The following is a 12642-nucleotide window of genomic DNA, read 5'->3' on the forward strand; positions in this document are numbered from 1 at the left end:
CCGCAACCTGGTGGCCTGCCGAGCGGTCCGCAGGGGCGGGAGAGGGTGTACACCCGGCTTCCGCCCTCCCGTGAGGAGCGGCGCACGGGCAGACGACGGCGCCCGCGTGGCCGTGAGGTGACGGCGGAGCCGACGAACGGGGCCGCCGGCGCCGTGGCCGACGGCCCCGGGGCGGCCGGGGCGCGGGGTCAGCGCGGGGCGGGGGCGCCGTGCCAGGTGTGCCAGAGGGCGGCGTAGTCGCCGCCCGCGGCCACCAGTTCGTCGTGCGGGCCCAGTTCCGTGAGCCGGCCGTCCCGCATGACGGCCACCCGGTCCGCGTCGTGCGCGGTGTGCAGCCGGTGCGCGACGGCGATCACCGTCCGGCCCTCCAGCACCGCGGCCAGCGCGCGCTCGGTGTGCCGGGCGGTGGCGGGGTCCAGCAGCGCCGTCGCCTCGTCCAGGACCAGCGTGTGCGGATCGGCCAGCACCACCCGGGCCAGCGCCAGCTGCTGCGCCTGCGGACCCGACGTGCGGTACGCGTCCGCGCCGAGCACCGTGTCCAGCCCGTCCGGCAGCGCGGACGTCCACTCCGCGCCGACCGCCTTCAGCGCCGCCCACAGCGCGGTGTCCGTCGCGTCCGGATCGGCGATCAGCAGGTTGTCCCGCACCGTGCCGAGGAAGACGTGGTGCTCCTGGGTCACCAGCACCACCTGCCGCCGCAGCCGCTCCGGCGTCAGTGACACCACGGGCACCCCGCCCACCGTCACGGAACCGGACGTGGGCGCGTCGATGCCGGCGATCAGCCGGCTCAGCGTCGTCTTGCCCGCGCCGGACGGGCCCACCACGGCCAGCCGTTCACCCGGGCGCACCATCAGGTCCACGTCGTGCAGCACCTCGGTCCCGCCCGCGTAGGCGTACCGGGCGGCCCGCACCTCGATCCGGTCGCCGTCCGGCTCCGCCGCACCGGACTCGGCGGCGGCGGGCGCGCGGGAGAGGCCCTCGACCCGGGCGAACGAGGCGCCACCGGACTGGAGCTGTTCCATGTGGCTGAGCACCTCGTCCAGCGGCCCCTCCAGCTGACGCATGTACAGCGCCGCGGTCACCACCGTGCCCAGCTCGACCGAGCCCCGCGACAGCAGCCAGCCGCCCAGCAGCAGGACGGTGACCAGCGGCAGCGCGTAGGAGATCTCCACCGAAGGGAAGAACACGTTGCGCAGGAACAGCGTCCGCATCCGGGCGCCGCGGGAGACGGTCAGCGCCTCGCGGCCGGCGGCGGTCCGGGCCGCGCCGAGCCGGAACGCCTCGACCGTGCGGGCGCCCGAGGAGGTGGCGGAAAGGATCTCGGCCACCTGGGAGTTCGCCGCGCCCTCGGCGAGGTACGCGGTCCGGGCGCGGCGCAGGTACCAGCGCGCCGCCAGGTAGGAGGGGACCAGCCCGGCCAGCGCGCAGCTGCCGAGCAGCGGATCCGTCAGGACCACCGCGGCCAGCAGGAGCACCAGCTGCGCCGAGGCGATGACGATCTGCGGCCCGGAGTCGCGCAGGGTGGCGCCGACGGCTGCCACGTCCGCGGTGCCCCGGGTGGCCAGATCGCCGGTGCCGGCCCGCTCCACCACGGAGGCGGGCAGCGCCAGGCACCGGTCGACGAACGTCTCCCGGACCCGGGCCAGGGCGCGTTCGCCCATCCGGTGGGCGGCGTAGCGGGCCCAGCGGGACAGCAGGAGCTGGACCACCGCGGCGACCACGACGGCCAGGGCGAGGCGGTCCACGACCGACACCCCCGCGCCGTCCCGGACCTCGTCGACGATGCGGCCCACGAGCCAGGGCCCTGCGAGCCCGGCCAGCGCGGCGAGGGTGGTGAGGGCGACCACCCCGGCGAAGCCGCGCCGGTCCTCCCGCACCAGCCGGGCCGCCGCACGACGCACCTCGACGGGCCGGGCGACGGGCAGTTCACGGCCCCCCGACGGGGCGTCCGCCGGGACCGCGGCCGCACCGGACGGCGGGGCGGCCGCGGCCGTGCCGGACGGGGCGGCGGGGTCCGGCACGGTGGACGGCGCGGTGGCCGCCGACCCGGAGGACGGCGGGACGGTGGGCGGCGTGGTCATCGGACCGGCTCCTCGCTCATGGGCACGTCCTCGGGGCCGACCGCGGCGCCCGACTCGCGGGCGACCAGATCGCGGTACCGCGGCTCGGTCACGAGCAGGTCCTGGTGCCGCCCGGTCGCCACCGCCCGTCCGTCCTCCAGCAGGTGCACCACGTCGGCCCGGTCGAGCATCAGGGGGGAGGTGGAGGTGACCACCGTGGTCCGCCCGGCCCGCGCCGCGCGCAGGCGGCCGGCCACCAGGTCCTCCGTGTGGGCGTCCAGCGCCGAGGTGGGCTCGGCCAGCAGCAGGACCTCCGCGTCGGCGAGCAGCGCCCGGGCCAGCCGGATCCGCTGCCGCTGGCCCCCGGAGAGGTTGCGGCCCTGCGCGTCGACCGCCGAGTCCAGGCCGTCGGGCAGCCCGCGCACCACGTCCTCCGCGGCGGCCGTTCGCAGGGCGCGGGCCCGCGCCTCGTCGGCCCCTTCGCGCGGGCCGCCGCCGAGCAGCGCCCGCAAGGACCCCGCGAACAGGTCCGCCTCGGCCTCGGCGAGCAGGATCCGCTCGCGCACCGGGGCCGGGTCGATCCGGTCGAGCGGCACGCCGCCCCAGGTGGCGGACGTCGGGCCGTACCGTGCGAGCCGGTCCAGCACCGCGGTGCCGTCCCCCGGGTCCGCGCAGACCAGCGCGGTCAGGACGCCGGGGCGGACGGTGACGCCGGAGGCCGGGTCGTGCAGCTCGGCCGGCCCGTCGGGCGCGTCCAGCGCCTCGGCCGGGGCGGGGCCGGGGTCCGGCTCCAGGCGGAGGAAGGCGACCACCCGGCGGGCCGCGACCAGGCCGCGGCTGAGCAGTTGCACACCCTCGACCAGGAAGAACACCGGGTAGACCAGGGCGACCACGTACCCGTACACGGACACCAGCTGGCCGACCGTGATCTCGCCGAGGGCGGCCGGCCGGGCGGCCGACCAGATCACCGCGGCGAGCAGCACCGTGGGAAGCCCCAGCCCGAGGGACTGCATCCAGCTGGTGACCGCGCCCACCCGGTAGCCCTGCTCCCGCTGGAGCGCCGAGTCGCGGCGGAACCCGTCGGAGAACAGGCCCTTGCCGCCGAGTCCGTTGAGGACCCGCAGGCCGCCCGCCAGGTCGCCGATGCGTGCGGTGAGGGTGTTCTGCCGCTCCCGGTAGACCGTCTCCTCCGCCTGGAGCCGGGTCGTCAGCGGACCCAGCGCGAGCGCCAGCGCGGGCACCCCGAGCAGGGCCACCACGGCGGGCAGCGGCGACACCGAGAACAGCAGGGCGGCCACCAGCAGGTAGGTGACGACCGCGCCGAAGCCGGGTCCCACCACGGTGAGCGCGGCGGCGATGGTCTGCACGTCGCCCACGCCGATGGTCATGACCTCACCGGCCGAGACCCGGCGGGTGAGGGCCGAGCCGAGCCGCACCGACTGGCCCAGCAGCAGCTTCACGGTGCGGAAGTTGGCGTCCATCCGGACCTTGGTCATGGTGCGGTGCCGCAGCAGGCTGACCGCCGCGCCGGCCACCGCCGTCCCCAGCAGGGTCGCCGTCCAGGCGAGCAGCGCGGCGGTGTCGACCACGGTGGGGCCGCCGCCGGGGTGGCCCGCGCCGAACCCGTCGTCGAAGACCCGCTCGAGGAGGTAGGGCGCCACCGCGAACAGGCCCATCCACACGACGGAGTACACCGCCCCCGCCGCCGACCGGGCCGACTGACGGGTGACCAGCCAGGTCAGGTAGCGGGCCCCGCCCCGCAGGTCGGGATCCCCCGGATCGCCGTCGACGTCGACGGCGCCCCCGCCGGGCCGCCACCGGCTCACGCGAGGCTCTCCCGCCAGGCGCGGTGCAGATCGGCGAACCGTCCCTCCCCGCCGATGAGCGCGGCGGGCGACCCGTCCTCGACGACCCGGCCCTTCTCCATCACCAGCACGCGGTCGGCGATCTCCACGGTGGAGAGCCGGTGCGCGATGACCACCGCGGTGCGGCCCTTCAGCACCGTCGACATGGCCCGCTGGACGGCCTGCTCGCCGGGCACGTCCAGCGAACTGGTCGCCTCGTCGAGGATGAGCACGGCCGGGTCGGCCAGCAACGCGCGGGCGAACGCCACCAGCTGGCGCTGGCCCGCGGAGATCCGGCCGCCGCGCTTGCGGACGTCGGTGTCGTAGCCGTCGGGCAGCGCGGCGATGAAGTCGTGCGCGCCGATGGCCTTGGCGGCGTGCTCCACGTCCTCGCGGGTGGCGTCCGGGCGCCCGATGGCGATGTTCTCGGCGACCGTGCCGGAGAACAGGAACGCCTCCTGGGTCACCATGACGACGCCGCGCCGCAGGTCCGCGTTGACGAGGTCGCGCAGGTCGACGCCGTCGAGCCGCACCTCACCCTCGGTCGGGTCGTAGAAGCGGGCGAGCAGCTTGGCCAGCGTGGACTTGCCCGCGCCGGTGGAGCCGACCACGGCCACGGTCTGTCCGGCCGGGATCGTCAGGTCGAAGCGCGGCAGCACCTCGCCGCCGGTGCGGTAGGCGAACCGGACGGAGTCGAAGACCACCTCACGCCCCGGTCGCCCGTCCGCCGTCGGCGGCAGCTCGCGCGGGGCGGCCGGCTCCGGGACGGCCGGGACCTGGGCCAGCAGGCCGGCGATCTTCTCCAGCGAGGCGGCCGCCGACTGGTACGAGTTGAGGAACATGCCCAGCCGGTCGATCGGGTCGTACAGACGGCGCAGGTAGAGCACCGAGGCGGCGAGCACGCCCAGCGCCAGCGAGCCGTCCGCCACCCGGTAGGCGCCCCACAGCACGATGCCCGCGACGGTGACGTTGGCGACCAGCCGCGACCCGACCACGTACCGGGCCATCTCGATCAGCGCGTCGCCGTTGGTCCGCTCGTGGCGCTTGTTCAGCGGCACGAACTCGGCCTCGTTGGCGTCCTCCCGGCGGAAGGCGCGCACCGGCCGGATGCCGTTCATGGTCTCGGTGAACTTGACGATCACCGTGGCGATCGCGGTGGAGCGCTCCCGGTAGATCCGCCCCGCGCGGTCCTGGTAGCTGCGCACCAGCAGCGCCAGCGGCACGAAGGAGGCCAGCGCCACCGCGCCGAGGCCGAGGTCCAGCCACAGCAGCAGGGCGGAGATGTAGACGAAGGAGACGACCACCGTGATCAGCTCCTGAAGCCCCTCGCTGAGCAGCTCGCGCAGCGACTCCACGTCGGTGGTGGACCGGGAGATCAGCCGGCCCGAGGTGTACCGCTCGTGGAAGTCGACGCTCAGGGCCTGCGCGTGCCGGAAGATCCGGCCCCGCAGGTCCAGCAGGGCGTCCTGGTTGACCCGGGCGGAGCAGGTGATGAAGGCGTACTCCAGGCCGCCGCTGGAAGCGGCGGTGATCAGGTAGGCCACCGCGACCAGCAGCAACGGGCCGTGGTCGCTCACCCGGAACGCCGGCACGGCGGTGTCGATGGCGTACGCCACCAGCAGCGGACCGGCCTGCACGGCGGCCTGCTGGAGCAGCAGCAGGACGACGGCGAGCGCCACCCGGCCGCGGAGCGGCGCGAGCAGCGAGCGCAGCAGACCGGCGGTGGCGCCGGGCGGGGTGGGCAGGACGTCGCGGTCGAAGTCGTCGCCCGCGTCCTGCGCGGCGGCCGCCTCGGCCAGGTCGTTCGGGTCGTCCGGCAGGGAGCCGGCGCCCCCGGCGCCGTGCTTGCCGATCCGGTCGTCGCGCTTGTCGCGCTTGTCGCGCTTCTGTGCGGCGGGAGCCGTCATCGGCGGGCCTCCTCGGGCTCCAGGGTGGCGCCCGACATCAGCCAGGCGTACTCGGCGTTGGTCCGCAGCAGTTCGTGGTGGTCGCCCACGGCGGCGATCCGGCCGCCGGACAGCAGCGCCACCCGGTCGGCGAGCAGCACCGTGGACGGGCGGTGGGCGACGATCAGGGCGGTGGTGTCGGCCAGCACCTCGCGCAGGGCGGCCTCCACGGCGGCCTCGGTGTGCACGTCGAGCGCGGACAGCGGGTCGTCGAGGACCAGGAAGTCGGGCCGGCCGACGACCGCGCGGGCCAGCGCGAGGCGCTGCCGCTGGCCGCCGGACAGGCTCAGGCCCTGCTCGCCGACCTGGGTGTCGACGCCCTGCGGGAGGGCGTGCACGAACCCGGCCTGGGCGACGCCGAGGGCGCGTCCGAGGGCATCGGGGTCCGTCCGCGCGTCCCGGTCGGCGGCGCCCATCAGGACGTTCTCGCCGACGGTCGCGGAGAACAGCGTCGGGTCCTCGAAGGCGACGGCCACCCGGGCGCGCAGTTCCTCGCGCGGCATGGCGGTGATGTCGACGCCGTCCAGGGTGATCCGGCCCTCGGTGATCTCGTGCAGCCGGGGGACCAGGGCGGTCAGGGTGGTCTTGCCGCAGCCCGTGGTGCCCACCAGGGCGAGCGACTCGCCGGGGCGCACGTGCAGGTCGACGCCGTCCAGCACGGGCGGGGAGTCCGCCGGTGCGTCGGGGTACCGGAAGCGGACCCCCTCGAGCCGCAGCCCGCCCTCCTCCTTCACCGCGGCGGCGGCCTTCGCCGTCGTCCCGGAGGCCGCGGAGAGCGAGGCGGCCGTGGAGACCGAGGCGGCCGGGGAGACCGATGCCGCCGGGGCGGCCGACCGGTCGTCGGCCCCGGACTCGGGCTCGGTGTCCATGACCTCGAAGTAGCGCGCGGTGGCGGTGGCCGCCTCCTGGCTCATCGCGAGCAGGAACCCGATGGAGATCACCGGCCAGTGCAGGGCCAGCGCCGTGGACAGGAAGGCCACCAGGGTGCCCGCGGAGAGCGTCCCGTCGGCGACCCGCACGGTGCCCAGCACCAGACAGGTGCCGATGGCCAGCTCCGGCAGCACCACGATGACGGCCATGATCCCGCCCAGCAGCCGCGCCTTGCGCAGCTCGGTCCCGCGCAGCCGGTGCGTCAGCTCACGGAAGGCGCGGGCCTGGCTGCGGTGGCGTCCGAAGCCCTTGATCACCCGGATGCCCAGCACGCTCTCCTCGACCAGGGTGGTCACGTCGCCCACCTGGTCCTGCGCGGTGCGGGACGCCTCGGCGAAACGCTTCTCGAAGACCGTGCAGACGACGATCACCGGGATCACCGGGATCAGGACCAGCAGGCCCAGCGCCCAGTCCATGCTCAGCATGACGATCACGCCGGCCAGGATGGTCACCCCGTTGACCAGCAGGAAGGTCAGCGGGAAGGCGAGGAACATGCGGATGATCATCAGGTCCGTGGTGGCCCGGGAGAGCAGCTGCCCGGACGCCCAGCGGTCGTGGAAGGCGATCGGCAGCCGCTGGAGCCGCCGGTAGAGCGCCTCGCGCATGTCCGCCTCGACGGAGGAGAGCGGACGGGCCACCAGCCAGCGGCGCAGGCCGAACAGCAGCGCCTCGGTCAGGCCGAGCAGCAGCACCCACAGCGCGCCGAGCCACACCCCGGCGGTGTCACCGTCCGCGATCGGGCCGTCGACCAGCCACTTGAGGACCAGCGGGATGACCAGGCTGGTCAGCGAGGCGAGGACGGCGACGACCGCGGCGGTGAGCCATCGCGCCCGGACCGGACGCAGGTGCGGCCACAGGCGAAGAAGGGTGCGGACGGCTGGGGAACGCTCGGTGGCGGCGGTACTGGGCATCAGGAGCGAGCCTAAGCTTCGATACTGACATCGCCCAGCGATTTTCCGTGCGGCCGGGAGCCCCGGCGGGCGCACCGGGAGCGGGGCGGGGAGCACCGCCCGCACCCCCGTGACCCCGCCTTTCCTCCCCGTTCAGCCCACCCGCAGCAGCAGCACCGTGCGCGGGGGCACCGTCACCGTGGTGCCCGCCCGGTACGTCTCGCCGGGTTCCTCCCGCTGCTCCTCCATCCCGGTGTCCACCACCACCTCGTACCGCTCGGCCCAGGGCGCGTCCGGCAGGGTGAAGGCCACCGGTTCGTGCCCGGCGTGCAGCACGGCGAGGAAGCTGTCGTCGACGACCGGCTCGCCCCGCGCGTCCCGGCCGGGGATGTCCCGGCCGGAGAGGTACATCCCCACCGTGGAGGTGGAGGCGAACCAGTCGTCCTCGGTCATCTCCGCGCCGTCCGCGGTGAACCAGGCCAGGTCGCGCAGGCCGTGGTCGGCGTGCGGACGGCCGGAGAAGAACGCGCGCCGCCGCAGCACCGGGTGGCGGTGGCGCAGCGCGATCAGCCGTGAGGTCAGCTCGAACAGCTCGCGCCAGGCGCCCTCCTCCAGCAGCGACCAGTCCACCCAGCCGATCTCGTTGTCCTGGCAGTAGGCGTTGTTGTTGCCGCCCTGGGTGCGCCCCATCTCGTCGCCGGCCACCAGCATCGGCACGCCGGTGGACAGCAGCAGGGTGGTCAGCAGGTTCCGCAGCTGCCGCCGCCGCAGGGCGTTGACGTCCTCGTCGGCCGTCTCGCCCTCGGCGCCGCAGTTCCAGGAGCGGTTGTCGCTCGTCCCGTCGCGGTTGCCCTCGCCGTTGGCCTCGTTGTGCTTGTGGTGGTAGGAGACCAGGTCGCGCAGGGTGAAGCCGTCGTGCGCGGTGACGAAGTTGACCGAGGCGTAGGGCCGGCGGCCGCCCCAGGCGTAGAGGTCGCTGGAGCCGGAGAGCCGGTAGCCGAGGTCGCGGACGTCCGGCAGCGCGCCGCGCCAGTAGTCGCGCACGGCGTCCCGGTACCGGTCGTTCCACTCGGTCCACAGCGGCGGGAAGGATCCCACCTGGTAGCCGCCCGACCCGACGTCCCAGGGCTCGGCGATCAGCTTCACCCGGCGCAGCACCGGGTCCTGGGCGATCACCGCGAGGAACGGCGAGAGCATGTCGACGTCGTGCATCGAGCGGGCCAGCGCCGCCGCGAGGTCGAAGCGGAAGCCGTCCACGCCCATCTCGGTCACCCAGTAGCGCAGCGAGTCGGTGATCAGCCGCAGCACCTGGGGGCGCACCACGTGCAGGGTGTTGCCGCAGCCCGTGTAGTCGGCGTAGCGGCGGGCGTCGGACTGGAGGCGGTAGTAGCCGCGGTTGTCGACGCCCTTGAGGGAGAGCGTGGGGCCGAACTCGCCCGCCTCGGCGGTGTGGTTGTACACCACGTCGAGGATCACCTCGATGCCCGCCGCGTGCAGGGCGCGCACCATCCGCTTGAACTCGCCCACCTGCTGTCCGTCGGTGCCGGTGGCCGCGTAGCCGGCGTGCGGGGCGAAGTAGCCGATGGAGTTGTAGCCCCAGTAGTTGGTCAGGCCCCGGCGCAGCAGGTGGTCCTCGTGCGCGAACTGGTGCACCGGCAGCAGCTCGACGGCGGTCACGCCGAGGCGGGTGAGGTGCTCGATCGCCGCCGGGTGGGCCAGGCCCGCGTAGGTCCCGCGCAGCTTCTCGGGGATGCCGGGGTGGCGCATCGTGAAGCCGCGGACGTGGAGTTCGTAGATGACCGAGTCGGACCACGGCGTCTTGGGCCGCCGGTCGTCCGCCCAGTCGTCGTCGTCGTGGACCACCACGCCCTTGGGCACGAAGGGCGCGGAGTCCCGGTCGTCGCGGACGGTGTCGGCGACCTGCTGGTCGGGCCAGTCACGGACGTGCCCGTACACCTCCGGCGGCAGGGCGAACTCCCCGTCCACGGCGCGGGCGTAGGGGTCGAGGAGCAGCTTGGCGGGGTTCCAGCGCGCGCCGGTCCACGGGTCCCACCGACCGTGCACCCGGTAGCCGTACCGCTGGCCCGGGCGGACCCCGGGCACGAAGCCGTGCCAGATCTCGTGGGTCAGCTCGCCCAGCGGCAGCCGCCGCTCGGCGCCGTCCGGCTCGAAGAGGCAGAGCTCGACCGCCTCCGCCCCGCCCGCCCACAGGGCGAAGTTGGTCCCGGCCACACCGTCGGGCCCCACCCGGTACCGGGCGCCCAGCGGTGTGGACGACCCCGGCCACACCAGGGGCGCGGGCGCCGCGAGGGGCGCGGTCCCGGACGGCACGGGGGCCCGGCGGGCGTCGTGGCCCACGTCGGCGGCGTAACTGTCCGCCACTGCCTCCTGCTCGGCTGCGCTCGACACCGGTCCGCCTCCTGCGGCTCGTGGGGCGACAACGGGCGGAGTGTGCCGCGCGTCCCGCGCGACCGCTCCGGTGCGTCGTCCTACCCCAGGTTTCTGCCCATCCCGGGCGTCCAGCTCACGTCCCCGGACAGCGTGCCGACGGGAACGCTCCGGAAGTATTCGTCGTCTGACAGGTTTGGAGCCGAACTTGGGACGAAACGGTGACCTTCCGGCCGGGGAAGGGGAACGATCCTGCCCTTACGATTCGTCATGGCGCGCGTGACGCGCCGGGAGGGGGTCTGACCAGGCCCGATGAGGGGAAAAGGGGGAGCACACGTGAACGTGTGGTCGACGAGGGGAACCACGACCGGACGGCGTTCCGGGGGGAGGCGTACGGCCGCCGCGTCCCTGCTGGCGAGCCTCATGCTGATCACCGTGACCGCCTGCGGCAGCGGTGACGACACGGGCGTCGAGGGCAAGGGTTCCGGGAACGGCGGCGCCGCGAGCGCCGCGCCGGCGAGCAAGCAGTCGGACGCCGTGGTGACGGTCAGTCCGAAGAACGGCGCCAAGTCCGTGAAGACGACCGGCGCCCTCAAGGTGGTCGTCGAGAAGGGCAAGCTGACCAAGGTCGAGGTCGAGGACGACGAGGGCGGGAAGGTCGCGGGCGAGATCTCCGCGGACGGCGCCGCCTGGATCCCCTCCACCCACCTCGCCTCCGGCGCCCAGTACAGCGTCCACGCGGAGGCCAAGGACGCCGACGGCCGGGTCGCGGTGAAGGACACGAAGTTCACCACGCTGACCCCGGCCAACACCTTCATCGGCCACTTCACGCCGGAGGACGGCTCCACCGTCGGCGTGGGCATGCCGTTCTCGATCCGCTTCACCCGCGGTATCACCGACCCGGCCGCCGTGGAGAAGGCGATCGAGATCAAGACCGAGCCGCAGGTCGAGGTCGAGGGCCACTGGTTCGGCAACGACCGTCTGGACTTCCGCCCCGAGGAGTACTGGAAGTCCGGCACCAAGGTCACCGTCAAGCTCAACCTCGACGGCGTCGAGGGCCGGCCGGGCGTGTACGGCAGCCAGGCCAAGACCGTCTCCTTCACCGTCGGCCGCAGCCAGGTGTCCTACGTGGACGCCAAGAAGCTGACCATGAAGGTCGAGCGGGACGGCAAGGTCCTCAAGACCATCCCGGTCACCACCGGCGCCCCGGGGTACGAGACCTGGAACGGCGCGATGGTGATCAGCGAGAAGTACCGGGTCACCCGCATGAACGGCGACACCGTCGGCTACGACGGCGAGTACGACATCGAGGACGTCCCCAACGCCATGCGCCTGACCCAGTCGGGCACCTTCATCCACGGCAACTACTGGGGCGGCGACGCCTTCGGCAACTACAACGCCAGCCACGGCTGCGTCGGCCTGCGCGACACCCGCGGCGGATGGGACAAGAGCGCGCCCGCCCGCTGGTTCTTCGACAACTCGCTGCTCGGCGACGTGGTCGAGGTGAAGAACAGCGCGGACGGCACGGTCGCCCCGGACAACGGGCTCAACGGCTGGAACATGTCCTGGGAGGACTGGAAGAAGTAGGCCTCCCGCCCCTCCTTCCCCGCTCACGTTTCCAGCTCACGGCGGACCCGGTGTGACACAGCGCACCGGGTCCGTTGCCGCTCCGCCCCCGTAATCTGCTGGGCATGACCGTTCATCTCGAAGTCGCCGAAGGCGTCGGCACCCTGCGCCTGGACCGCCCGCCCATGAACGCCCTGGACATCGCGACCCAGGACCGCATCAAGGAACTCGCCGAGGAGATCACCCGGCGCGAGGACGTCCGCTCCGTGGTCGTGTACGGCGGGGAGAAGGTGTTCGCCGCCGGGGCGGACATCAAGGAGATGCGGGCCATGGACCACGCGGCCATGGTGGCCCGGGCCAGGGGCCTGCAGGACTCGTTCACCGCGGTCGCCCGCATCCCCAAGCCGGTCGTCGCCGCGATCACCGGCTACGCGCTGGGCGGCGGCTGCGAGTTGGCGCTGTGCGCGGACTACCGCATCGCCGGCGACAACGCCAAGCTCGGCCAGCCGGAGATCCTGCTCGGCCTGATCCCGGGCGCCGGCGGCACCCAGCGCCTGTCCCGCCTGATCGGCCCGTCCCGCGCCAAGGACCTGATCTTCACCGGCCGTCACGTGCGCGCGGACGAGGCCCTGACGCTGGGTCTGGTGGACCGCGTCGTCCCGGCCGCCGACGTGTACACCGAGGCCCACGCCTGGGCAGCCAAGCTCGCCCAGGGTCCGGCCATCGCGCTGCGCGCCGCCAAGGAGTCGGTCGACGCCGGGCTGGAGACCGACCTGGACACCGGCCTGGCCATCGAGCGGAACTGGTTCGCGGGCCTGTTCGCCACCGAGGACCGCGAGCGGGGGATGAAGTCCTTCGTCGAGGAGGGCCCGGGCAAGGCCAAGTTCCTCTGAGCCGGTCCGCCGGCTTTCGGGGCGGTGGTTCCGGATCCGGGTGATCCGGCCGGAATCACCCCCTCCTATGGTTCCCTCCGTAAAAGCTCTGGCCAGCGCTGAGTAATGTTTCCTTGGCATATGTC

At 73.9% G+C, this 12642-nt stretch carries 7 protein-coding genes; 2 read left to right on the forward strand and 5 right to left on the reverse strand.

Annotation, left to right across the window (positions count from 1 at the left end; genetic code table 11):
• Positions 1-188: 188 nt before the first annotated feature.
• From ABT026_RS03965 to glgX, 5 genes are all read right to left on the reverse strand, one after another.
• Positions 189-2081 (reverse strand): ABC transporter ATP-binding protein, encoded by a 1893-nt coding sequence (locus ABT026_RS03965; RefSeq protein WP_351111880.1) that lies wholly within the window; start codon positions 2079-2081, stop codon positions 189-191.
• Complete coding sequence (locus ABT026_RS03970) at positions 2078-3886, reverse strand: ABC transporter transmembrane domain-containing protein (RefSeq protein ID WP_351111882.1); 1809 nt, start codon at positions 3884-3886, stop codon at positions 2078-2080. Before ABT026_RS03970 ends, ABT026_RS03965 begins: the two co-directional genes overlap by 4 nt.
• Complete coding sequence (locus ABT026_RS03975; protein WP_351111884.1) at positions 3883-5811, reverse strand: ABC transporter ATP-binding protein; 1929 nt, start codon at positions 5809-5811, stop codon at positions 3883-3885. Before ABT026_RS03975 ends, ABT026_RS03970 begins: the two co-directional genes overlap by 4 nt.
• The gene (locus ABT026_RS03980; protein ID WP_351111885.1) at positions 5808-7691 is read right to left on the reverse strand and encodes an ABC transporter ATP-binding protein; all 1884 of its coding nucleotides are present in this window, start codon (positions 7689-7691) and stop codon (positions 5808-5810) included. The genes ABT026_RS03975 and ABT026_RS03980 overlap by 4 nt, the downstream gene beginning before the upstream one ends.
• A gap of 132 nt (positions 7692-7823) precedes the next feature.
• On the reverse strand, positions 7824-10079 hold the full coding sequence (gene glgX, locus ABT026_RS03985; RefSeq protein WP_351111887.1) for a glycogen debranching protein GlgX: 2256 nt from the start codon (positions 10077-10079) through the stop codon (positions 7824-7826).
• 402 nt (positions 10080-10481) lie between these two features.
• On the opposite strand from glgX, the gene ABT026_RS03990 reads away from it, so the two are divergent.
• Together ABT026_RS03990 and ABT026_RS03995 are read left to right on the forward strand one after the other, a co-directional pair.
• Positions 10482-11645, forward strand: a complete 1164-nt coding sequence (locus ABT026_RS03990; protein WP_351111889.1) for a L,D-transpeptidase — start codon at positions 10482-10484, stop codon at positions 11643-11645.
• A 104-nt stretch (positions 11646-11749) separates the two neighbouring features.
• Entirely contained in the window at positions 11750-12517 is a 768-nt protein-coding gene (locus ABT026_RS03995) for an enoyl-CoA hydratase/isomerase family protein (protein ID WP_351111891.1), read from the forward strand.
• Positions 12518-12642: the final 125 nt, after the last annotated feature.

This window comes from Streptomyces sp. NPDC002734 (assembly GCF_040295685.1).
Taxonomy (GTDB): domain Bacteria; phylum Actinomycetota; class Actinomycetes; order Streptomycetales; family Streptomycetaceae; genus Streptomyces.